The 23,482-nt window shown below is 35.3% G+C and carries 25 protein-coding genes; 8 read left to right on the top strand and 17 right to left on the bottom strand.

Annotation, left to right across the window (positions count from 1 at the left end):
• From DN410_RS09190 to nagE, 4 genes are all read right to left on the bottom strand, one after another.
• Entirely contained in the window at nucleotides 1-402 is a 402-nt protein-coding gene (locus DN410_RS09190; RefSeq protein WP_149176256.1) for an LSm family protein, read from the bottom strand.
• Between the two features lie 168 nt (nucleotides 403-570).
• Nucleotides 571-1,386 (bottom strand): sugar ABC transporter ATP-binding protein, encoded by an 816-nt coding sequence (locus tag DN410_RS09185; protein ID WP_149176255.1) that lies wholly within the window; start codon nucleotides 1,384-1,386, stop codon nucleotides 571-573.
• Nucleotides 1,387-1,472: 86 nt separating this feature from the next.
• On the bottom strand, nucleotides 1,473-2,753 hold the full coding sequence (locus DN410_RS09180) for a serine hydrolase domain-containing protein (protein WP_149176254.1): 1,281 nt from the start codon (nucleotides 2,751-2,753) through the stop codon (nucleotides 1,473-1,475).
• 264 nt (nucleotides 2,754-3,017) lie between these two features.
• Nucleotides 3,018-4,511, bottom strand: a complete 1,494-nt coding sequence (gene nagE / locus DN410_RS09175; protein WP_149176253.1) for an N-acetylglucosamine-specific PTS transporter subunit IIBC — start codon at nucleotides 4,509-4,511, stop codon at nucleotides 3,018-3,020.
• 324 nt (nucleotides 4,512-4,835) lie between these two features.
• On the opposite strand from nagE, the gene glsA reads away from it, so the two are divergent.
• Both glsA and DN410_RS09165 read left to right on the top strand, forming a co-directional pair.
• Complete coding sequence (gene glsA / locus DN410_RS09170) at nucleotides 4,836-5,765, top strand: glutaminase A (protein WP_001149855.1); 930 nt, start codon at nucleotides 4,836-4,838, stop codon at nucleotides 5,763-5,765.
• A 175-nt stretch (nucleotides 5,766-5,940) separates the two neighbouring features.
• Nucleotides 5,941-6,282: a DUF3969 family protein gene (locus DN410_RS09165; protein WP_000766603.1), complete on the top strand. Its 342-nt coding sequence runs from the start codon at nucleotides 5,941-5,943 to the stop codon at nucleotides 6,280-6,282.
• Between the two features lie 22 nt (nucleotides 6,283-6,304).
• Here DN410_RS09165 and DN410_RS27880 read toward each other — a convergent pair whose 3' ends face one another.
• Nucleotides 6,305-6,463, bottom strand: coding sequence for a hypothetical protein (locus tag DN410_RS27880; protein ID WP_000532409.1), 159 nt, complete (start codon nucleotides 6,461-6,463; stop codon nucleotides 6,305-6,307).
• 114 nt (nucleotides 6,464-6,577) lie between these two features.
• Nucleotides 6,578-7,189, bottom strand: a complete 612-nt coding sequence (gene ytaF, locus DN410_RS09160) for a sporulation membrane protein YtaF (protein WP_149176252.1) — start codon at nucleotides 7,187-7,189, stop codon at nucleotides 6,578-6,580.
• Nucleotides 7,190-7,318: 129 nt separating this feature from the next.
• On the opposite strand from ytaF, the gene DN410_RS09155 reads away from it, so the two are divergent.
• On the top strand, nucleotides 7,319-7,972 hold the full coding sequence (locus tag DN410_RS09155) for a helix-turn-helix domain-containing protein (RefSeq protein WP_149176251.1): 654 nt from the start codon (nucleotides 7,319-7,321) through the stop codon (nucleotides 7,970-7,972).
• Between the two features lie 99 nt (nucleotides 7,973-8,071).
• Here DN410_RS09155 and DN410_RS09150 read toward each other — a convergent pair whose 3' ends face one another.
• From DN410_RS09150 to DN410_RS09140, 3 genes are all read right to left on the bottom strand, one after another.
• Complete coding sequence (locus DN410_RS09150; protein ID WP_149176250.1) at nucleotides 8,072-9,346, bottom strand: acetylornithine deacetylase; 1,275 nt, start codon at nucleotides 9,344-9,346, stop codon at nucleotides 8,072-8,074.
• 96 nt (nucleotides 9,347-9,442) lie between these two features.
• Complete coding sequence (locus DN410_RS09145; protein WP_149176249.1) at nucleotides 9,443-10,864, bottom strand: amino acid permease; 1,422 nt, start codon at nucleotides 10,862-10,864, stop codon at nucleotides 9,443-9,445.
• 105 nt (nucleotides 10,865-10,969) lie between these two features.
• On the bottom strand, nucleotides 10,970-11,224 hold the full coding sequence (locus DN410_RS09140) for a biotin/lipoyl attachment domain-containing protein (RefSeq protein WP_071710459.1): 255 nt from the start codon (nucleotides 11,222-11,224) through the stop codon (nucleotides 10,970-10,972).
• Between the two features lie 292 nt (nucleotides 11,225-11,516).
• Here DN410_RS09140 and DN410_RS09135 point away from each other — a divergent pair, with 292 nt between their 5' ends.
• Both DN410_RS09135 and DN410_RS09130 read left to right on the top strand, forming a co-directional pair.
• Nucleotides 11,517-12,920 (top strand): sigma-54 interaction domain-containing protein, encoded by a 1,404-nt coding sequence (locus tag DN410_RS09135; RefSeq protein WP_149176248.1) that lies wholly within the window; start codon nucleotides 11,517-11,519, stop codon nucleotides 12,918-12,920.
• An 80-nt stretch (nucleotides 12,921-13,000) separates the two neighbouring features.
• The gene (locus DN410_RS09130) at nucleotides 13,001-13,204 is read left to right on the top strand and encodes a hypothetical protein (protein WP_149176247.1); all 204 of its coding nucleotides are present in this window, start codon (nucleotides 13,001-13,003) and stop codon (nucleotides 13,202-13,204) included.
• A 51-nt stretch (nucleotides 13,205-13,255) separates the two neighbouring features.
• Here DN410_RS09130 and truA read toward each other — a convergent pair whose 3' ends face one another.
• The 6 genes from truA to DN410_RS09100 form a co-directional block, all read right to left on the bottom strand.
• The gene (gene truA, locus DN410_RS09125) at nucleotides 13,256-13,993 is read right to left on the bottom strand and encodes a tRNA pseudouridine(38-40) synthase TruA (protein WP_149176246.1); all 738 of its coding nucleotides are present in this window, start codon (nucleotides 13,991-13,993) and stop codon (nucleotides 13,256-13,258) included.
• Between the two features lie 56 nt (nucleotides 13,994-14,049).
• Nucleotides 14,050-15,429, bottom strand: coding sequence for a 23S rRNA (uracil(1939)-C(5))-methyltransferase RlmD (gene rlmD, locus DN410_RS09120; RefSeq protein ID WP_048563996.1), 1,380 nt, complete (start codon nucleotides 15,427-15,429; stop codon nucleotides 14,050-14,052).
• 10 nt (nucleotides 15,430-15,439) lie between these two features.
• Nucleotides 15,440-16,303: a DNA-3-methyladenine glycosylase family protein gene (locus DN410_RS09115; RefSeq protein WP_149176245.1), complete on the bottom strand. Its 864-nt coding sequence runs from the start codon at nucleotides 16,301-16,303 to the stop codon at nucleotides 15,440-15,442.
• Between the two features lie 59 nt (nucleotides 16,304-16,362).
• Nucleotides 16,363-17,145 carry a delta-lactam-biosynthetic de-N-acetylase gene (gene pdaA / locus DN410_RS09110; RefSeq protein WP_149176244.1) on the bottom strand — a complete coding sequence of 261 codons (783 nt, stop codon included), beginning with the start codon at nucleotides 17,143-17,145 and terminating at the stop codon, nucleotides 16,363-16,365.
• Between the two features lie 124 nt (nucleotides 17,146-17,269).
• The gene (gene fumA / locus DN410_RS09105; RefSeq protein ID WP_179958594.1) at nucleotides 17,270-18,790 is read right to left on the bottom strand and encodes a class I fumarate hydratase; all 1,521 of its coding nucleotides are present in this window, start codon (nucleotides 18,788-18,790) and stop codon (nucleotides 17,270-17,272) included.
• A gap of 206 nt (nucleotides 18,791-18,996) precedes the next feature.
• A complete protein-coding gene (locus DN410_RS09100; RefSeq protein WP_000513558.1) occupies nucleotides 18,997-19,179 on the bottom strand; it encodes an SE1561 family protein in 183 nt (60 codons plus the stop codon).
• Nucleotides 19,180-19,392: 213 nt separating this feature from the next.
• Here DN410_RS09100 and yfkAB point away from each other — a divergent pair, with 213 nt between their 5' ends.
• Nucleotides 19,393-20,520 (top strand): radical SAM/CxCxxxxC motif protein YfkAB, encoded by a 1,128-nt coding sequence (yfkAB, locus tag DN410_RS09095; protein ID WP_000156030.1) that lies wholly within the window; start codon nucleotides 19,393-19,395, stop codon nucleotides 20,518-20,520.
• Nucleotides 20,521-20,554: 34 nt separating this feature from the next.
• Here yfkAB and DN410_RS09090 read toward each other — a convergent pair whose 3' ends face one another.
• On the bottom strand, nucleotides 20,555-21,352 hold the full coding sequence (locus DN410_RS09090) for a YfkD famly protein (RefSeq protein ID WP_149176242.1): 798 nt from the start codon (nucleotides 21,350-21,352) through the stop codon (nucleotides 20,555-20,557).
• An 81-nt stretch (nucleotides 21,353-21,433) separates the two neighbouring features.
• On the bottom strand, nucleotides 21,434-22,489 hold the full coding sequence (gene cax, locus DN410_RS09085; RefSeq protein WP_149176241.1) for a calcium/proton exchanger: 1,056 nt from the start codon (nucleotides 22,487-22,489) through the stop codon (nucleotides 21,434-21,436).
• A gap of 179 nt (nucleotides 22,490-22,668) precedes the next feature.
• Between cax and DN410_RS09080 the strand changes: the two genes are divergently transcribed.
• Together DN410_RS09080 and DN410_RS09075 are read left to right on the top strand one after the other, a co-directional pair.
• Nucleotides 22,669-23,085 (top strand): pyridoxamine 5'-phosphate oxidase family protein, encoded by a 417-nt coding sequence (locus DN410_RS09080; protein WP_149176240.1) that lies wholly within the window; start codon nucleotides 22,669-22,671, stop codon nucleotides 23,083-23,085.
• A 154-nt stretch (nucleotides 23,086-23,239) separates the two neighbouring features.
• The gene (locus DN410_RS09075; protein ID WP_000817786.1) at nucleotides 23,240-23,386 is read left to right on the top strand and encodes a BH0509 family protein; all 147 of its coding nucleotides are present in this window, start codon (nucleotides 23,240-23,242) and stop codon (nucleotides 23,384-23,386) included.
• The last annotated feature ends 96 nt before the right edge of the window (nucleotides 23,387-23,482 follow it).

Below are 23,482 nucleotides of genomic sequence, written 5' to 3'. Positions count from 1 at the left end.
TTACACTTCTTTAATTGATATAATACTTGTAAATGGTAATAAAACTTCGGTTCCTATTCCTTCTTGCAGTGTTAAGAAATCATCACCAACTGCTACAATCACACCCGTTAACTGTCCAACTGTCACAGTAATTTCCACGTTTTTACCTAAATACTGCTTTGCAATTTCTTTAAACGGTGATGTATTACATTCTTTTAAAATGTTGCAAATAATATCTTGAAATTGACTTGATTCTATAAATTCTTCTGTAGCTTGCTTAGAATTTCTTTGAATAAACCTCGCAAAGTTTTGCGAAAATAAAAGCCGTTCCACAGCAGGCATTAACTTATCATCTAAAAAATAATTTAATTGTCTATTAAACAATCGTGATAATTTATGCCAATATTTTCTGAACAGACACATATGCTTCTCCTCCTATTATTTTTAAAGTATAAAAATACATCCATACATCTTAATGTATACAAAACAGACTTTTTTTGTGATAGGTAAGGCATACATTTTTCAAAGAAACAATATGTTCTAATCACATAAAAAAAGATAGATGGTATCCCATCTATCCTTATATATATTTTAATTTTTAATTGTAACTATCGCAGAAACGCTGTAATAAACCGCTCGTGGTAATTCTGCCTGTTCACTTATAGACGCTGTAACAAGTGAACCACCGCTTGCCGAGAAATACTTAACAGCTTCTAACGGAATACCATCTTCTTTCACATCAATATGTGTTCCATCTCGCCAGTCTATTTTCTGCATTGTTGCTGAAAGGTCCCCAGTCACTTTACCAAATTCTTTACCATCCACCCCTAAAAAGATCCATTCCCACTTTGTTAAACTTAGTACTTGTTTCAACTCTCCAATTTTCTTTCCATCTACATTAGAAAAAATATAAAAGTTGCGTACTCCCATCTTCTTTTGAACATGCAACAATCTTTCTCCTGAGTGATTATATAAATAAAATTGTTGCTTATGTAGTCCCTTAAAAAGAAAAGAAAGTACAGCTTGCCATACACGTTGAATAACAAAATCATACTCTTCTTTTAAAAAACCTACTGTATTTCCGTCTAATCCAAAGTACGTTATTACTTGAAATACCCCTACCTCTTTACGAACAACCAATTTTTGTTGCTCAAATAACTCAGAAGTCTCTATATTATAAATTTCCTGTTTGAGTATTTTCGATCTTCGTTTTTCTATAAAGCTATATATTAATAATCCAAATGCTGGTAGTACAACACCTATCAATTTCAAATTTTCTTTCTCCGAAGTGAATAGCATCCCTTTTTTATATTCCATCACTAGTCCAATTGCAACGATAATCCATGCAATGACAGATACAAAAAAAATGCGTTTCGCATTACGTGCGTGATGCTTATGTATACTCATACCCCTCCCCCTTTTCCATTTTTTTCATTATCTCATCGCACATATACTTTCTCAATAAAAAAAGACTATCCAAGAAGGATAGCCTCTTACACTTCAATATTTCGCAACATCGTATAAATGTCGTTATTCACTTTACCAAATGATTTAATGTTGTTTTGAATGTTAGATAATAAAACGACATATACACTTCCGTTTTTACTAAATCCATTTAAACAATTCCATCCTGGCATTACACCGTGATTCGAATAACTTCCCGGGTCTACATACCAACCAAATCCGTAATCCTTTTTCACAGCCGTAAACATTTGATCATAGCTCTCTTTTGAAATTAACTTTCCAGAGAAAAGCGCTTCATTAAATAAATATAAATCATGTGCACTTGTATATATATCACCACAACCATATAGTTGTGACATACTTGGAATATTAGGTGTTGTCATGTTATTATTTATTATTTTATAACCCCTTGACGGAAACCTTGTTTGCTCTAACGCTTTACCGAAACCAGAATGTTTCATACCCGCAGTAGCAAAAATATGTTGCTTAATATATTCTTCTAACGGTTGTCCACTTACCTTCTCAGCGATATAGGCAAGTATCGAATAGTTCGAATCAGAATACTTCCATTTCTCTCCTGGACTCCCAATACGCTTTTGCTTTCCTATTCGTTTTATCAATTCTTCATGAGAAATATCCTCTGTTCCCTGTTCATACTCTGGAATTCCTGATGTATGTGTTAGTAAATGTTTTAACTGAATACCATTACCTTGAGGGAAATCTGGAATATACTTCGCAACCGTATCCTCTACATTTAATTTATTTTGATCTTTTAATTGCATAATAGCAGTCGCTACAAATGCTTTCGAAATAGAACCAATATAGAAAGTTGTTTCCGAATTATTCGGTACTTGCTTCTCTTTATTCGCCATACCATACCCTTTATTCAAAAGAACTTTCCCATTCTTCACAATAACAGCTGTCCCGCTAAATCCTGCATTTTGTAAATATTGATCCAATTGAGTGTTTTCATTAATTTCTTGAGGTGGTCCCTCAGCAGGCTGTTCTGCAGCTTGCGCTTGCTTCACTTGTTCTTCCTGCTCTTTTTGTTTTTGTGCTTCTTGCTTCTTTTTTTCTTCGTCTTTCTTTTTTTCTTCTTCTTTCTTTTTTTCTTCTTCTTTCTTTTTTACCTCTTCTTGTTTTTTCATTTCTGCTGCAGCTTTTAAAGTTTCTTCTTTCTTATTATGCGCAACAATTTTTGTATACATGAAATATACAATTGAAAATAGTAAGACGAGAATGATTGTTCTTTTTATGTATACAATCGGCCGACGTGCTTTTCCATTCGCATTATTTCTTTCCTGATCCATGACTGCTTTTTTCCCCTTAGTTACCGATAATTTAATTCCACTACACGAGATTCATTCCAGATTTTTTTCATAGATTTGTGACACTCTATTCTATGTCATCCCTACTTTATCACGCACTGAACAGATTACCAACCTATATGTACAAAAAAGAAAAAGAAAATTTACAAAAGTAAGATTCCCGTTAAATTTTCAACAAAAAAAAGAGGATACCCTCTAAAAAACTGATGTTATCAATCTTTTTGGGATATCCTCTTATCTCACTATTTATACGTGTTTTTTCATATCATCGGCAACAGATTCAACATTTGTACCTACGATAACTTGTACACTTGTATTACTTAATTTCATAACACCTTTTGCACCCGCACGTTTTAATGCTGCTTCGTTTACTTGACCAGCATCTTTTACTTGTAAGCGTAGACGTGTTGCACAGTTATCAATAACTGTTAAGTTTTCTTTTCCACCTAAAGCTAATACGTAAGTTTCACCAATTGAACCTGCAACTGGTGCATCACCCTCTTCAGCTAACTCATCGTCATCTTCACGACCAGGTGTTTTTAGATCAAACTTCTTAATTAAGAAGTAGAATACTACAAAGTAAATTGCTGCGTAAATTAAACCGATTCCTGCTAGTAACAATGGTTTTGTTGCAATACCGAAGTTTAAGAAGTAATCGATTGCTCCGGCACTAAATGAGAAACCGTCGTGAATGCCAAGAGTTGTTGTAATAAATAGAGACAGACCTGTTAATACAGCATGAATACCATATAATACTGGTGATAAGAACATGAATGAGAATTCAATTGGTTCTGTAATACCAGTTAAGAATGAAGTTAATGCTAGACCACCTAACATACCTGTAACCATTTTACGTTTTTCTGGTTTAGCAGCCGCAATCATTGCGAAACACGCTGCTGGTAAACCGAACATCATGATTGGGAAGAAACCAGTCATAAACATACCCGCTGATGGATCTTTTGCAAAGAAACGTGCAATATCACCATGAACAATATCGCCAGCTGCATTTGTAAAGTCACCAAGTACGAACCAGAAGTATGTGTTCATTACGTGATGTAATCCGATTGGAATTAATAAACGGTTTAATAATCCGAATAAACCAGCACCAATTGAACCTAAGTTCACGATACCGTGTGCTACTGCATCAATACCACTTTGAATTGTTGGCCAAACTTGACCGAATACTAATCCTAAAAGAAGCATTACAATTGAAGTAATGATTGGTACGAAACGTTTTCCTGCAAAGAACCCTAACCATTCTGGTAATTTAATCTTATGGAATTTGTTGTATAGTAATCCAGCAACAACCCCAGCGATAATCCCACCGAGTATGGCCATATTAATTTTCGGCGTTAACGCCGCTGCTTTTGAAACCTTTGTCATTGTATCTGCTAATTTAGTTGGATCTACTGAACCGACTAAATCTTGAACACTTTTTAATTTATCATTTAACTCTGCTGCTGAATACGTCTTACTTAGAGCATTCGTTGTATTTTGTAAAACAAGATATCCGATTGCTCCGGCAAGTCCAGCTGCTCCACTACCGTCAACAGACAAACCGATTGCAACACCAATTGCAAAAATAAGTGCTAAATTATCAAAAATTGCTGCACCGGCCTGTGCCATAACAGGAATGTTAAATACATCATCTTGTCCTAAACGAAGCAATAATCCTGCTGCTGGTAGTACGGCGATTGGAAGCATCAATGCTTTACCAATACGTTGTAGAAACTGCAACATTTTAATTCCCCCTATCAAATTTATGAAATCGTTATCATTATAAGTACGCCTTAGAAAACGCTTTCTATTTACATAACCATAATAACATATAGTTGTATAGATGTGTAGTTTTTATTTTTGAATTTTTTATGGATAAATCTCCTATTTCCAAACTGTTATATAAAAGGAAAATTCTCCTTTTTTAATATACAGTAATCAAAATAAAAGACCCACTATATAACATGTAACTTTCGTTTTATCATTCCACTTTTTCATGTTATTATTTATTTCCGAGCATATCGGGAAAAGTAAACTTAGTTAATTCGAAATAGGAGCGTTGGTACTATGCAGTGCATTGAAACAAACAACTTACAACAGTTGTTGGAACAAGTAAAACCATATACAAAAAAAGGAAAGCTTGCTACTTACATCCCCGAACTAGGAAATGCAAATCCAGATGATTTAGGGATTGCCATTTTCCATAAAGAAACAGAATATATCCATGCTGGTAACTCACAAACACTATTTACTCTTCAAAGTATTTCCAAAGTAATTACACTTGCACTTGCCCTTTTAGATCGTGGAGAAGAATATGTATTTTCTAAAGTTGGAATGGAACCAACTGGTGACCCATTTAATTCTATTATTAAGTTAGAAACGACAAGCCCTTCTAAACCACTTAATCCAATGATTAATGCAGGCGCACTAGCTATTACAAGTATGTTAGCAGGAAAAAATAACGAGGAAAAAATGGAGCGTATCCTTCATTTTGTACGTGAAATAACAGATAATCCTACTATTAATTATTCTTCTAAAGTTGCTAATTCAGAATTAGAGACAGCTTATCTAAACCGTTCACTTTGTTATTATATGAAACAAAATGGAATTATCGATTGTGATATTGAAGAGCTTATGGATTTATATACTCGTCAATGTGCAGTTGAAGTAAACTGCATCGATTTAGCACGCATCGGTTTAATTTTTGCAATGGATGGATATGATCCATATAAGAAAAAACAAATTATCCCTAAACATATTACAAAAATCTGCAAAACATTTATGGTTACATGCGGTATGTACAATGAATCTGGTGAATTTGCAATTCGTGTTGGTATCCCTGCAAAAAGTGGTGTAGCTGGTGGTATTTTCGGCTGCGTAAAAGGCGAAATGGGAATCGGGATTTTTGGACCGGCTTTAGATGCAAACGGAAACAGTATCGCTGGTTTTAAAATTCTTGAACTTCTTTCTGCTCAAGAAGGTTGGAGCATTTTTTAATTCAGAGCTATCCTGCTATACTAGCAGGATTTTTTTATTTCATAAAAACCTCAACTTTATCAGCTATCCATGCCCTTACAAAAACCGTACTGAAAGTTTCTCTATATCATGCATATTTGCTCCCCCCTCCTGAATAATATAGTACAACCTAGCGCTATATGTGGAGGTGTGAAAGATGAAACTAATATTTCAAATGGGAAAACAGCCTGTTCTTGAAAAAACAATTCTCCTTTTTATATTGAGTATTGTAGAAAGCTTAAAGCTTAAAGTTGTTTCACTCGACGAAGCTCACCGATACATATTCAATTTAGAAGTACTTGAACTATTAATGGATCGGAACATCGATGATCAAGTACTTGAACTTATTCATTTCGGGATGGGACTTGAAGACATTCATCATGTGCTTCCTGAAGAACTTGAGCATACTATCGAGGAATTAAAATGGCTTTGTATCCAAGTATTAAGTGAGTACAGTATGCATGAAGAATCGGAACAATTAATTGAAGATATACGGTAAAAAAGCACCTATGTAGGTGCTTTTAATGTTTTTTCAAACTATTTTTATACGCCTCAATATTTACTGGTAGCTCTTCCTCTTCCAAAGTATGTTCATTTACATCTTTATGAATGAACGCACCTTTAGGTGGTTGATGATCATGCCCTTTTTTCTTATGATCAAATGCTTTCCCGCGTCCCATACAAATCCCCCTTTCTTAAAAGAAATCCGTATTAGTATGGAGAAAAGTACGTCGATATATGCAATCCCTTGCTGTATTTCCAAGGAAATACTCGAACCTTGTTTTCTACTCTCCTTACAACAACTGATCGATCCCAATAAAAATTAATAACACTCCTGCGATAACTGTCGCCCACTTTCCTAAGTATTCTGCTAAAAATCGTTTTCCTACATACGCAAATCCACTAATACAAATAAAACTAAACACCCCAGAAATAGTTGCTGTAAGCCATAGATTCAAGTTTGTTACCCCAGCGTCAAATCCACCTGCAATATTATTAATAGACAACGCAACCCCTAAAACAATCGCTTCTGAAAAACTAATTGTTTTAGAACCATCAAAATCTGCTTTTTCTGGATCACGTAAAATTCCCATAAGTACATTACCATCTTTAGAGCCTACGGTATTTCTTTCCCCCAAGAAAGGCTGGCACAAAATAAACACACCGATTATCCCTAAAACGATTGCTCCAATCAAGTTTGCTGTAAACTCTGAAATAAATAACGCAATCCAGTTCCCAAAAAATCCAGCTAATAAAGTAAATAAAAACCCAAAAAATGCGATGATAAAATTGTTGAACCACGAAATTCGAATTTTACGAATGCCATATGCAATCCCAACACCTGCATTATCTAAATTAGAAGCAATTCCAATTAAAAAAATTGAAAATAAACCTGCCGTACTCATAAACAGTCACCCCTTTTTCTCACTTTTCAATGCATCTTATGAAAATGTTGAGCAACTGTGCCTGTCTGTTTCATATACATGTAATAAATGCTCAACATTTTTTCAACAATAAAAAGGAGTGCCTTCGCTATGCCTAAAGAAAATCCAAATGAGCGGCTTAGTAAATTAATAAAAAAACTTTTAAAAGAACGTGCCCTATCTATGCGCCAACTCGGAATGCTTACAAATATTGATCCCGCAACAATCTCAAGAATTATGAATGGTAAACAACCGCCAAAACAAAAACATCTACAAAAATTTGCGGAATGTCTGCAAGTTCCACCCCAATTGTTATTTGATGAAATGTATCCGGATTCTCCTCACATTAATAAAGAAAAGATGGATATGTACACATCTCTTGATACAATTCAGCAAACTCTGCAATCTTCTAACTTATTCGATTTCGACTACACAACAACTCGTGTGAAACAAGAACTTGAAAACTATGAACGATATGCTCAAACAACAGAAGGTGAAAAGCGTATTCATGAAAGTTTCGCGAGCAAGTTAGAACAAATTGATAGTGCTGGTCCTTTCATTGAACAATTAACAGATATGTATCAACAATTTTGCAATGAAACTATTCCAAAAGAAGAGCGTGCAGTTCTTGGCGGCGCATTACTGTATTTCATTTTATCGACAGATATTATTCCCGACTATCTCTTTCCAATTGGCTATTTAGATGATGCAATTGCTGTTGAATTAGCAAAAGAGAAATTAATTGAACTAAAACGAAAGACATAGAAAAATAAAGAACTATTTCAGTTGTTTCTATTCAACTCTGAAATAGTTCACTAAAAAATCGTACAAGTATACATACCTGTACGATTTCAACATACTAATCTACTTCTTCGTATGACACCATTCATATATAAATGCTGTTATTACTTTTGTAAATTCGATTAACTGTTCCACTTCAACTTTCTCATTTATTGAATGAGCCTCTTCTAATGTACCTGGTCCGTAAATAACAGCTGGAATATGAAATTCACTAAACCAACCACCATCCGTTACCGTTGCAGACATATCTAAAATTGCATTTTTAGATAAAATTGATTCATGTACTGAGCTAAGTGTTTTTACAGCTGCATGTTCACTATCTACTTCTAAAGAAGGGAAAATTTCGCCACGATCCACAATCATTGATTCTCCGCCCCACTTAAATTGTGGTGGATTTTCACTTAGCCATGGATCAGCAGCTGCTACTTTCCCAATATATTCTTCAATTTCTTTTATTATTTGTTCATGCGTTTCATTTGGATAGAAGTGCACAGTTATCCACAATCGGCATTCATCTGCAATAAACGCCGCGTGTCTTCCACCTTCAATAACAGCTGGGTTTATTGTTGTTGTTCCAGATGGATAGCCTTCATATGTTTTCATAACCGCCCAATGACGCTCTAATTCTTGTAAGCTTTGCACAATTTTCATCATTTTTTCAATCGCACTTGCTCCAAATAAACGTCCGCCGGCATGAATCATTTGTCTACGTGTTGCATCATGAAACGTTTGCGGGCTTTTCACAGTAATCCATCCGGTGATTACGCCCCCCTGTCCTTGCATATGTAAATCACTTGTATCCACTACTACTGCAAAATCAGCATCGTAACCTCTTTTACAACATTGAAGCGTGCCCGCTTCTCCAACTTCTTCCCCAATTACTGATTGAAAGATTAAATCTCCAGGCAGTTCAATGCCTGCTTCTTGCAAAAGCTGAATAGCAAATAATGCTCCAGCTAATCCACCTTTCATATCAGCTGCACCGCGTCCAACTAACCAACCCTCTTTTATAAATGGCTCAAACGGATTTGTTTCCCACGCTTCCTCCGCTGACACTTCAGCTACATCCATATGCCCATTAATAATAAGACTTTTATGTGTTTCACTTTCTATGCCTTTTTTTATCCCAACAACGTTCGGGTCATTCGGATATACATCCCATTTATCAATGCTAAAATTTCGTTTTCTTAGAAACTCCGCAACAAATTCTTGCGCCTCATTTGTATTTCTCGCCGGTGGTGCAGGTGTTTCAAAACGAATTAATGTTTTTGTAAGTTCTAGCAATTCCTCTTTCCTTAAATCTATTTGTGTTAGCAACTGCGAAACTTCTGGATTCATCACTAAATTCCCCTTTGCATACGTAGTATGTTTCCAGCTTTATTTTCACAAAAAAAGAGACTGTTTACAATCTTACAGTCTCCAAATTACTCAATATTATAAACTTTCTACTTCTGTTGTATTTGTCTTTTCAGTATGTTCTACTTTCCGTGCCTTATTTCTTGTCGCACGGTAAAACAGTAAACAGACAATCATAAATGGGATACCACAATACAATGCCATTCTTTGTTCTGGAATAAAAGCCATACCAATGATTACCGTTACATTTAATACTAATGCAAGAAGTGGAACGAATGGGTACAATGGTGTTTTAAATTTCAAGTCCTTAACATCCCCGCCCTGCTTTACATATGTTCTTCGAGCCAATAAGTTAGACAAAGCGATAGACGCCCATACTAATATTGCCCCAAATCCAGCAATAGATAGTAGCCATAAATAAACTGTGTCTTCCGCATAAATGCCTGATAGCAATGAGAGACACCCTACAATCGTACTTACAATCAATGCATAAATAGGAACGCCGTTTTTAGATAACTTACCAAAAATCGGACTAATCATTCCTTGATTAGACATCGACCATAGCATACGAGAAGTTGCATATAATCCTGAATTTGCAACGGATAGTACCGCTGTAATAATAACGAAATTTATAATATCAGCTGCATAAGGAATACCAATTTTATCAAATACAACTACGAATGGACTTTCTATCACGCCTGCTTGCTGCCAAGGGAATAATCCCGCAAGAATGAAGATAGAGAGTACAAAGAACACAAGTATGCGCCAAACAGTATTATTAATTGCCTTCGGGATTGTTTTCTCTGGATTTTCACTCTCTCCAGCTGCAATACCAACTAGTTCCGTTCCTTGGAAGGAAAAATTAACTGCAATCATCGTAATTAAAATAGCTGATAAACCATTCGGAAACAGTCCACCGTAATCAGTAAAGCTAGAGAACATCGGTGCCGGTTCATTTCCTTTCATATCTAGAAAACCAAACATTGCTGCCCCGCCCAAAATAATAAATGCAATGATTGTAATTACTTTAATACTCGCAAACCAAAATTCCACTTCCGCAAAACTTCTTGAAGATAACGCATTAATAGCAAAGAGGAGCACCGCAAACACTACACACCAAATCCATGACGGTACATCAGGAAACCATCGTTTCATTAAAATACTAACTGCAATTAATTCAATGCCTATCGTAGCGGACCAGTTTAACCACGACATCCATCCGACTACATAACCCGCCGCAGGGGAAATGTGCTTTGTAGCATACGTTTGATAAGATCCTGCGTCAGGCATCGCAACAGCTAACTCTCCTAGACAGAGCATCGTTAAGTACATAACAAATCCTCCGACAAGATATGCTACAATCGCTCCTCCAGGTCCAGCTTCATGAATTGTATAGCCAGATCCTAAAAAAAGACCCGTACCAATAACGCCTCCAAGTGCAATCATAAATATGTGCCTACTTTTCAATTCCCTTTTTAATCCTTGATTTTGATCCATCATATAAATCCCCCCTTTTCACTTTGCAAATCTATTCAATGTAAGCGTTTTTAAATTTTTTATAGTAAAAATAATGATTTAAAAGAGCAAAAATACATATCACTTCTATTAATCACTTCCTGTTACTAAAAGGTCATCCCTCACTGTTATTAATAATTTTTGATCAGCGATGGCTTGTCCCTCTACTACTTCTAATGATTCGATATATCCACTGATTCCTATCTTAATTTCTACTTTCTGTTTATCTATTGTTTCAATGAGCGCTAATTTCTCCCACTCGTATACGTAAGAACTTTTTGTAACAAATAACTTCTCTACTTTCCCGTAACAAGGGCTATACACGCCTTCTATAACCGTCTTCACTTTATAAACTCCTCCTTCTTATTAATTGACACTGGAACGTTGCAGATTCTGTAAAGATTCCTACTCTCCCCTCTAGAGATTTTGAATATTATTTATGCAAAATACGTACCAATCTCTAATTCGCATATAAAATAAGAGTTTTGTACAAAAAAATCTGCATAACCGCAAAATTTTTCTATCATTTTAAAAGTTTTAAAAGAAAAATAGCAAAAAAATTTTGCGATTTTATGAGAATTTTAATAAAATTATAAAAAGTCAGTCTTCATAGGGTGAAACGAGGAGAAGATGATACATGCATACAGAAGAAATTAATTTCAAACAAATTATTGAAATGAATATGCTATATGAGACTTTACTCAATGAACTCGATATCGGGATTCATATTATTAATGAGGAAAGTAAAACAATTATCTATAACCGTAAAATGATGGAAATTGAATCAATGGATCGCTTAGATGTACTACATAAAAGTCCTTTAGAGGTATTTGCATTTGAAGAAAATAAAAATAGTACTCTCATAGAGGCATTAAAACTCGGAAAAACAAACAAAAATATAAAGCAAACGTATTTTAACAATAAAGGGCAAGAAATTACGACGATTAATGATACTTTCCCTATAATAGAGAATGGAAAAATTAAGGGCGCTATTGAAATATCAAAAGAGATAAGTCACTTAAAACAAACAGCAAGAATGGGCTCTTCTCGAAAACAAAATACTAAATTTACCTTTGATCACATAATTGGTGATTCTGGAGCCATTCAATCAATCATTGCGGAAGGAAAGAGAGTCATTCGTACATCCTCATCCATACTTCTCGTAGGAGAGACTGGGACTGGTAAAGAACTATTTGCACAAAGCATCCATAATGAAAGTCAGCGTTCAACAAAACCGTTTATTTCACAAAACTGTGCCGCTATACCTGATACCCTAATGGAAAGCTTATTATTTGGTACGAATCGAGGTGCCTTTACAGGAGCAATAGATAAACCTGGTTTATTTGAAGAAGCAAACGGAGGTACTTTGTTATTAGATGAAATCAACTCATTAAGTCCAACACTTCAGGCTAAATTATTGCGAGCTATACAAGAAAAAACAATACGAAGAATCGGAGGTACACAAGAAAAAGAGATTGATGTTCGTATTATTGCAACTATCAACGAAGATCCCTTCAAAGCCATTACACACGATCGATTAAGAGAAGACTTATATTACCGATTAAGCGTCGTTACTTTATGTCTTCCGCCTTTACGGGAACGAAAAGAAGATATTCCAGCTCTTGTTCATCACTTTATCGAAAAGTACAATATTCAATTCGGTCTCAATGTAACAGATGTAGATGTAAATACACGAGAATTCTTTTATGCATACGATTGGCCTGGAAACGTACGGGAGTTGGAACATATCATTGAAGGTTCAATGAACTTAATAGAGGATGAAAATATTATTACAGCGTTTCATATGCCCACTCGCTTTCGCGAACGAATAAAAAAGGAATTCAATCTGCAGCCTTCACTAACTGATCACAATACTGATGCACCTAAAACTTTAAAGCGCACAATAGAAGAAATGGAAAAGAACTACATCAATCAAATTTTGAAAGAGTATCACGGTAATATTTCACAAGCTGCAAAGTTTTTAGGATTAAGTAGGCAAAATTTACAATATCGAATAAAAAAACTGCATTTACACACTTAAAATGAACCTTTCTTATAGCGTTATAAATTGGTAAAATATGCTACAATAAACATATAACATACTAGAGAGGAACGATATATATGAGTAATGATAACAAGTTAAATCTATTACAATACTTATACTTTTTCCCTGCTATTCTATGTATGATTTTATTCATTAATACTGATACGAGCAGCTTTCCTTACGCAAAACTATTAGGAACAATTAGCGGCTCTTTTGCGGCTATTATGCTTGCTGCTTTTTGGAATTTGAAGCTACGTATGAAAAACGAGAAATCTTCTTAATTCCAAAATAATAAAAAAATCGAGCCTAATCAGCTCGATTTTTACTTATTATTAAAATTCAACATTCTCCAAGTACAACCCACTCGCCTCAGCAAGGCAATTAATTTGATTACGTTGTTTCGCTTCTAAAATGTTTGGAATTGCTTTCGCATCTAATTGTCCTAATCCAACTTCAATTAATGCCCCAACAATTTTTCGCACCATGTTATGAAGGAATCCGTTACCACTTACTCTAATTTGTACAAATCCAGCCTCTTCCATCACTTCAAGTGAATATACTTCTCGAACCATAGACTTTTTCTTTGATTTCGCATTTGAAAAAGCAGTAAAGTCATGTGAACCAACTAAATGTTTCGCAGCTTCTTTCATGCTTTTCACATTTAATTTTTTATTCACATGCATGCTGTATTTACGCATAAATGGATTCGTATGCTCTTCGTTCCAAATCTTATAAAGATATGTTTTTGCTTTAGAATTGTAACGAGCATGGAAGCGATCTTGTACTTCTTCTACATTCGTAATGCTAATATCATTTGGTAAATGTTGATTTAAATATTTTTTCACTTTATGTTCCACTAACTTCTCATCACTTTGAAAGTTAGCGACTTGATTCAAAGCATGTACACCAGCGTCTGTTCTACTACAGCCGATAATTTCAGTTTCTTTCCCGACCATTTCAGATATAACACTCTCAATTTTACCTTGAATCGTATTATCGTTATTACCGAGACGTTGCCATCCTTTAAAGCGAGCACCATCGTATTGGATCGTTAATTTATAATTGTGCATATTATTCTCCTTCATAGAAAATATTCCCTCATATCGTGAGGGAATATGAATAAACTCTACTTTCTAACAAGCTTCACTACATTTTCTACATGCGCTGTATGTGGGAACATATCAACTGGTTGCACATATTCCACCTCATAACTCTTCATTAACGCTTGTACATCACGTGCTAATGAAGAAGGATTACAAGATACATAAACAACTTGTTTCGGTTTCACCTTTAAAATTGTTTCCAATAATTTATCATCGCAACCTGTACGAGGTGGATCGACAACAATTACATCAGGACGCCATCCTTCTTTTACCCATTTCGGTAACCATTGTTCAGCTTTCCCTGCTTCATATTTCGTATTTGTGAATCCGTGGCGCTTCGCATTTTTTCTTGCGTCTGCAATCGCTTCTGGAATTACATCCATACCACGTACTTCTGCTGCATCATTCGCAAGCCAAAGACCGATTGTACCAACACCACAATACGCATCTACAATTTTCTCATTGCCTGTTAAAGCAGCTGCTTTTTTCGCTTCATCATATAAAACAACCGTTTGTTCTGGATTTAGCTGGAAGAATGCACGTGCTGATAATTCAAATGATAAATCACCAAGTGTTTCTTGAATTACTTCTTTTCCAGCTAATTTAAATGTTTTATCACCGAAAATAACAGATGTTTTACGCCAGTTTACATTTTGCATAATTGATTTAACAGCTGGCATCTGTTTTTGTACTTCTGCAATAAATTGTTCTTTATTTGGCAACTCTTCTTTTGTTGTAATAAGTGTAACTTGCACTTCCCCTGTTTGAACTGCAGTACGTGTTACAATTGTGCGTACTAAACCTTTTTGTTTTTTCTCATTGTAAATAGAAACATTTAATTTTTCTAATATACGTCTCACAACTTTTGTCGCTTCATTCGTTGCTTTATGTTGAATCATACAATGTGCAATATCAATTAACTGATGTGAATTTTGTTTATATAGCCCTGTAATAACCTTCTCGTCTTTACGCCCTACTTGTAATTGGCTCTTATTACGATAATGCCATGGATTTTCCATACCAAGCGTCGGACGAATTTTCTCTTCCAAACTGTTATTCATATACTTCTCAAATGCTTGTACAACGATATCACGCTTTTGATTTAATTGCTCTTTATAATCTAAATGTTGTAGCTGACAGCCACCACACTCCTCGTATACTGGACATGGTGCTTTCACACGATGTGGTGAAGCTTTACGAACTTTTTTCACTTTCGCTTCAGCGAAGCCACGCTGAATTTTCGTTGTTTCAGCAACAACTTCTTCTCCTGGTAATGCTCCTGGAATGAAAACAACTTGTCTCTTAAAATAACCAACGCCTTCTCCGTTAATCCCAAGACGTTTAATTGTCACAGGAAATGTTTGACCAACTTCCAACTTACTCTCATGTTGTTTTTGTATCATTATTACACCTCTACTCTATACTTTTCCATAAATATAACGCTGCATAACTGCAGTATGGTTCACATTCTTGTTTCACGTTTTCTAAAAACGCATCACTCGGTTTATCATCTAATTGAAATACACCTTGTACTGCACGCTGAATCCCGATGTCTGCTTTCGGAAACATATTTTTTCGTCCAAGCCCAAACATTAAAAAGTTTTGCACTGTCCATGCACCAATCCCCCTAATTGGTAACAATTGTGCTGCAACCCCTTCTTCGGTTTCGTTTTCTATTCTAGTTAAATCTAACTTACCACCTATAATACACTTTGCTAATCCTACCATATATTCAGCTTTTCGCTGACTAAATTTTTGCTCTCTCAATTCTTCAATTGAAATATTTGCTACTATTTCTGGAGTAGGGAAAAAGAATACACCGTTCTTCTCTGTTCCATATCGTTTTACAAATTGCTCTGTCAGCACAGTAGCAAATTTCAAATTTATTTGTTGATGAATAATACAGCGAAGTAAACATGCAAAATAATCGAATTCTAAAATAATTGGAGTATAAGCATATGTTTCAAATAGTGGACGTAATGATGTGTTTAAAAAATGATTTTGTATATCTTGAAACGAATCATTCCAATGAAAAATGGCCTTCATTCGTTTCATTACTTTCTCTGGATCTCCTGTCTGACTAGAAATCCAAAATTGTGGATTTTGCACAGTACCAATCCCTTGCAAGCGGACAACAATCTGTTCCTCATCTATACAAAGCGGGACATACATGACTTTCTCATCTAATTGAATGACGTTTAGTGGATCAAAAGATAAACGCTTTAACACTTCTTCAAAATGGTACGGATACTCTAGCGTAACATGTTCGCTCCACATACGTTTCCCCATCCTTTTTACACATCATTATAGCATGAGAAAACCGCAAGCATACATGCTTACGGTTGATTGCCTTTTACTAAGTCATCTAGACTTTTAAAATCATACCCTTTCTCGCGCAAATCATCAATGATTTTTGCAAGTGCTTCTGCATTATCTTTTGATATTGCATGAAGTAATAAAATAGATCCTGGATGAATCATCGTCATTACATTATTATGCGCATATTGCCATCCTCTTTGCTGATCCACTTTCCAATCTAGAAATGCGAGTGACCAAAATACATTATAATAGCCCATTTCTTTCGTAAGAGCTAATGTTCTTTCACTAAACACGCCTCGCGGAGGGCGTACATATTTCACTTCTTTTTGTCCAGTTACTTTTTTAATTTCTTCTGTTACACTCGTTAATTCTTCACGAAGTCTCTCATCATTTACCGCTGTGAAATCAGGATGACTCCACGAATGATTTCCAATAATGTGTCCTTCATTCTTCATTCTTAATAGCAAATCTTTTTGCGTTTTAATATAATGCCCTGTTACAAAGAAAGTTGCTGGTACTTTTTTCTCTTTTAATACATCTAAAATTTGGCCTGTGTATCCATTCTCATATCCATTATCGAACGTTAAATAAATATCTTTTTTCTTTGTATCCCCTAAATAAAATCCGCCATTTTTTTGTAGTAAATCTGTATATAATTTCCCTGCATCTGGTACTGTTTCATTTTTAGGACGTGGGATTCCCCAGTTATGTGGAGTATTTGTATAAGCCAATGCCGAAACTGGAACAAGTGCCATCATAATTGAAAAAATGAGACCTATATATAACCATTTATATTTCATAAATAGTCTCCTTTCCATATATAATCGTACCTGTAGTTTCTGTTGCTGTGCATTCTTTCATGCTGAACATGTTTTTCTATATATACCAAAAAATGCATCTCGAATCATTCGAGATGCATTTTTTTTACTTAAATACTGGTTCTTTAAAGCTCGCTAATTTTTCAAGTGATGTTTTATCAACATCTGCATGTAAGCTATTACCATGAGAGTCCATCGTTACAACTGCTTTAAACCCATCGATACGTAAATGCCACATTGCTTCTGGAATACCGAACTGTAAGAAATCAACATCTTTCACTTCTTTAATACATTCTGCATAATATTGCGCGGCACCGCCAATTGCATTTAAATATACGCCGCCATGTTCTTCCAATGCTGCTAATGTTTTTGCACCCATTCCGCCTTTACCAATTACAGCACGAATACCGAACTTCTTCATAATATCGCCTTGATATGGTTCTTCACGAATACTTGTCGTTGGACCTGCCGCTTTAATTTGCCAGTTGTCATTTTCATCTTTTACTACAACTGGACCACAATGATAAATAATTTGTCCATTTAAATCTACAGGACAATCGTTATCCATTAAATGCTTATGAATTGCGTCACGACCTGTATACATCATGCCATTAATCGTTACAACATCACCAACACGAAGTTCACGAATTTGCTCTTCTGTAATTGGGGCTTGCAATACAATCTCACGTTGCTCTGTTTTTTCTTGTACTTCTTGCTGAAGTGTATCTTCACCTTCTTGATATAGCCAATCCATAATTTCTCCTGTTTGAGGATGGATTTTCACACCTAGGCGACGATATGCCCAGCAATTATATGCAACAGATACATAGAAGCTAGCTGGCAGACGGTTATATACGCCAATTTTACAACCAAGTAAAGTTGTTTCTCCGCCGAATCCCATCGTACCAATACCAAGCTTATTTGCATTTTCTAATACGTACTCTTCAAGCTGTTTTAACTCTGGTACTGGATTGATGTCATCTAATGTACGGAATAATTGATTTTTTGCTAATTCGTAACCTGATGTGCGGTCTCCCCCGATACCGACGCCGATTACACCTGCACTACATCCTTGACCTTGCGCTTGATATACTGCATGAAGAAGACATTTACGAATCCCTTCTAAATCACGTCCTGCGCGTCCAAGTCCTTCTAATTCACACGGTAGGCTATACTGAATATTTTTATTCTCACAGCCACCGCCCTTTAAAATTAAACGTGCATCAATATAATCTTTTTCCCATTGCTCAAACTTAATAACAGGTGTACCTGGTCCTAAGTTATTTCCACTATTGTCACCAAAAAGAGAATCAACAGAGTTTGGACGAAGTTTACCATCTTTTGTCGCCCGCTCAAGCGCACTATAGATAGCTTCCTTCAGTTTTAGTTGATTCACACCAACTGGTGTATAAATTTTAAATGTTGGCATCCCTGTATCTTGGCAAATAGGCGAGATATTATCATCAGCCATTTTAATATTATTCGTAATTGTGCCAAGTGCCATCGCTGAACGAGTCCCTGCGTTTTCTCGTTCTTTCGCTTGTTGAATCGCACGACGAACATCTTTCGGTAAATTCGTTGACGTTTCAACAATTAGTTGATACATGCTTTCTTGAAGCTTTTCCATTGTTACTTCCCCCTCAATTGTGAACGCTACCAAAACGTTATGAGATGAAAATTCCATTGTTATACTCTTCAGCTTTTTATTTATTTCATGCTATTAAAGGATAAATGAAATTTTTCACAACTTGATTATACCTTTTTTTCTACCGTCCTTCTATTATCCGTACAGAAAAAGGCTACCAATTTTGTATTGGCAGCCTTTTTAATATATTATTCGTCTTTTTTAAATTGCTCACATTTTAATTCTAGTTCATCTAACATCGCAAGAAGACGATCCACATCTTCTAACTCTACTTCTTCAGGTTCAATTGTATCAATTACTTCAATGAACATATTTAAACGTTCTTTTAAATATACTAATTGTGTATCTTTATCTTGAATTGCTTTTCCCATGAAGGCACTCTCCTTTTAATTCGAGTTGCTTTTATTATACCGCAAAAATGATTGCTATGGGGATGAAATTTCATCAATTTTGTCACGGTCATCCGCTATAATGTAAGCCTTCTCTCTTTTTCCGCTAAAAAGTTTCACTTTATAAAAAGTACATATTCTTCTATTATAGAGAATGGACAAATTGTTATTTCAATAGTCAAAGGAGTATTTCATATGACGATATCACAAAAAATGAAGCCGATTACTCCTTCTTACGATCCATGGGAAGCGTATATGGACCTTGAAGAGTACGGCAAACTACTATTAACAAACGTTGAGTTTACAACGACGACGTTATGCAATATGCGTTGCGAGCATTGCGCTGTTGGTTACACATTACAGCCGAAAGATCCAAATCCGCTTCCGATGGAGCTTTTATTAAAACGATTAGATGAGATTCCTCATTTACGTTCTTTAAGTATTACTGGCGGAGAACCTATGCTTTCAAAGAAATCCGTCGATAACTATGTAACACCACTCTTAAAATACGCCCATGAACGAGGCGTTCGCACTCAAATCAATTCAAACTTAACTATAGATTTAGCACGTTACGAACAAATTATTCCTTATTTAGACGTACTGCACATTTCTCATAACTGGGGAACGATTGATGATTTTGTTGAAGGCGGATTTGCAATGATGGAGCGTAAACCTACTTATGAACAGCGTGCAAAATTATTTGAACGAATGATTACAAATAGTAAAGCTCTATCAGATGCTGGTGTACTCGTATCAGCCGAAACGATGCTGAATAAACGAACTCTACCACACATTGAACATATTCATCGTCAAATCGTTGAGGAAATGGGATGTAAACGTCATGAGGTTCATCCAATGTATCCAAGTGATTTCGCGAGTAATCTAGAGATTTTAACAAAAGCTGAAATTCGTGATGCAATTGAGCATTTACTAGAAATTCGCGATGAAAATGTATGGATGTTATTTGGAACTTTACCTTTCTATGCCTGCAGTGATGACGAACGAGATATTGCCACATTTAAAAAATTACAACAGAGCAAAAATGTAACAGTTCGTAACGATCCAGATGGCCGTTCTCGTTTAAACGTCAATATTTTTGATGGAAATATTATCGTAACTGATTTCGGTGACGTGCCACTTCTAGGTAACGTACAAACAAACACATTACAAGAAGCATACGACAAATGGAGCGCTTCAAAAACAGCAAAATCATTAAGCTGTCACTGTCCTGCAGTAAAATGTCTTGGACCGAATGTTCTTGTAAAAAACAGCTATTATCCGACAGAAGATTTCTTATCCAAAACAGCAAATATTACATTATAAAAAAACGTCAGCTTATAAGCTGACGTTTTTCACGTTATTGCGAGTGAGAAGATGAAATGAATTTAAAATATAAATGATCATGAATTGGAATTGCCGCTCCAATTCCTTGCGAAGTAATATTTTTCACAACAAGCCTTTTTTGATTTCCCTTTAATACAAGATATACTTCTCCGAATGTTACTTTCCCTTTTTCATTTACTGCTGGTGTATACGCATATAAATATCCAAGTTGACTCGGACTAATATTATACACACGCTCATGTCCTGTACCATAACCAATGGTCGTTTTAAATGAAAGCGGCAATTGTACCTTTTCAAGTGCTTTTAAAAGCATCATTTTTTTCACATCTGCAGCGTCTTTCATATCTGCTGTTAAATCGCCTTCAACCGTCTTTTGCGTTTCTTGCTTATAGCGTAGCGGATATAGGCGATCTCCTCCTCGATTATCATACACATTGCGATTTACTTGTTTATATTCCCAATTAATTGATGTATCTATCGATTCATAATTTAATGCCCATTGCCCTAAATAAATTTTTGCCCTGTACCCTACAGCAAGTGGTGCATTTGAAATTGTCGTTTCATTAAACATTCGAATTAAGTCTGGGTTTTCAATTTTAATATTTGCTGTTTTCAATAGTTCTTGAGCAAACTTACTCGGCTGCAAACGCGGTAAATCTTGTGCATCATTTGGAAACGTATTGTCTTTAGAAATATTTAAAACAGATGAAGGCATTTTTGTTTCTACCGTTGTCTTTGCAAAACTCATGTTAGGAAATAATAGAATAAACGAGACCATAGTTGAAAGACATATGCTGTATACTCGTTTCACCTGTCTGGCTCCTTCCTACGTAAAGGTATATATACTACTTTGTTTATTGTTTTCTCTGGGTACAATTGTTATGCCTATTTTTCATAATAAATAAAAACCAATTCCCATAATGACATATGCCGCCAATAAAGTGCCTCCTTCAAACCAGTTTGTATCTCCATCATTTGAAATCGCTATCGTTAAGAAAACAGCTGTAATCATAGAAACAAGTTCTGGTATCGTAAATACTAAAGGCATTTTTTGTGCAAAAAGCATCGAAAGAAGTACTAACACAGGAGCAACAAACATGGCAATTTGTAATGTAGAACCGACTGCAATCTCAACTGCAATATTTACTTTATTTTTATACGCCATAATAATTGCAGATGCATGTTCTGCTGCATTCCCAACAATTGCGACGATAATAACCCCTATGAATAGCTCTGACCAACCAAATGATTTTGCAACTGTCTCAAATGTATGCACGAGCGCCTCTGACACATAAGCTACCGCAATTGTTGCTATCGCTAAAATGAGTAGTGCTTTCCCTTTCGACCACTCTGGTTCTTCCTCATGAGCGACTTCATCACTTTTATGCTGATATACACCACGGTGCGTAACTAACTTAAATAGCAATGCAGCAAGGTACATAATAATCATAATGATCGAGACACCGATACTTAATTGATACGTCTTTCCAACGTCCATCTTCATTGAAAAAATCTCTGGAATAACAAATGCTACGACAACGGCAAAGATTAATAAAGCTGAATTATGCCTTGCATCATACACATTAAAACTTTGTCTTTTGTATTTAAGCCCTCCCACAAAGAAGGATAGCCCTCCTACTAATAATAAATTTCCAAGTACAGAACCCGTTAAAGAAGCTAACACCACCTCAATTAATCCTGCTTGAAGTGCAAAAATTGAAATGATTAGTTCAACAGCATTACCGAAAGTAGCATTTAATAATCCACCTATTCTAGGACCAGATACAATTGCCAAACTTTCTGTCGCTCTCCCCATAAAACCCGCTAACGCGATAATCGTAATACAATACACAGCGAACATAATTGTTTGAGGCCAATGAAGTGTTTTCCCAAGTACAGACAGTGGTACACCTATAAGCGCCACTATAAGAAATATTTTATTAAACATGCTTTTCATCCTTCCATCGTATGTATTTCTCCTCGATATTATTATTATTCTTCTCCTAACTTGTCCGATTTCATCACAATTGCGTTTAAAAAATCGAATTGAAGAAAACAGTATGAAAGATATTTAAATTATCTTGTTTAAACAGACAGAATTATAAATTGTGAAAAGGGGTTAAAATTATGCACTTAAAAGAAAAAATCGCAACTATTATTCAAGGTCAACGTACTGGTGTATTATCTACAGTACGAAATGAGAAACCTCATAGCGCCTTTATGATGTTTTTCCATGAAGATTTTGTACTGTATGTTGCAACAGATCGACAATCAAAAAAGATAACAGATATCGAAAACAATCCAAATGTACATGTACTACTTGGTCGTGAAGGAAAAAAATTAGATGAAGATTATATTGAAGTAGAAGGCTTAGCTTCCATCGAGGAAGACTCCACATTAAAAAACAAGTTTTGGAATAATGGCTTAAAGCGTTGGTTACTCGGTCCTGAAGACCCTAATTATGTACTAATTAAAATCAATCCCGATACAATTTATTACATCGATGGTGCCGGTACGACGGAGCCCGAGTTTTTACGACTATAAAATAAAACAAGCCCCCTTTAGGTGGGCTTGTTTTGTCGAAAAGTTCTTCTGAAAAAAACAATAAAATAGGTGGAACTTTCTAAAGATTCTGTTATATAATAGCAGTAACTTAAATAAACTGTATTAAAACAGATTGAGAGGAGAAATAAAATTGATGAAAAGAGAAGAACGCAAAAACATGATTGAGTTTATCGAAAAGAAAAAGGGGATTGAACGTGACGAATTATTATTTATGACGGACGATGAAGTAGAGCATATTTATAATGTAACGTACTTTTTATATGAAGAAATTGCAGAGTAGTATAATAATCCCCACCTTATGAAAAATATAAGGTGGGGATTATTTCGTTATCTATCCAGCTCTTTGCGAGGTGGTAAAACCCCATTCACTTTATAC

The organism is Bacillus sp. SH5-2, assembly GCF_008368905.1.
In the GTDB taxonomy this organism is placed as follows: Bacteria; Bacillota; Bacilli; order Bacillales; family Bacillaceae_G; genus Bacillus_A; species Bacillus_A luti.
The sequence above is the reverse complement of the archived record's forward strand: the minus strand, read 5'-3'. Positions and strand labels throughout refer to the sequence as shown.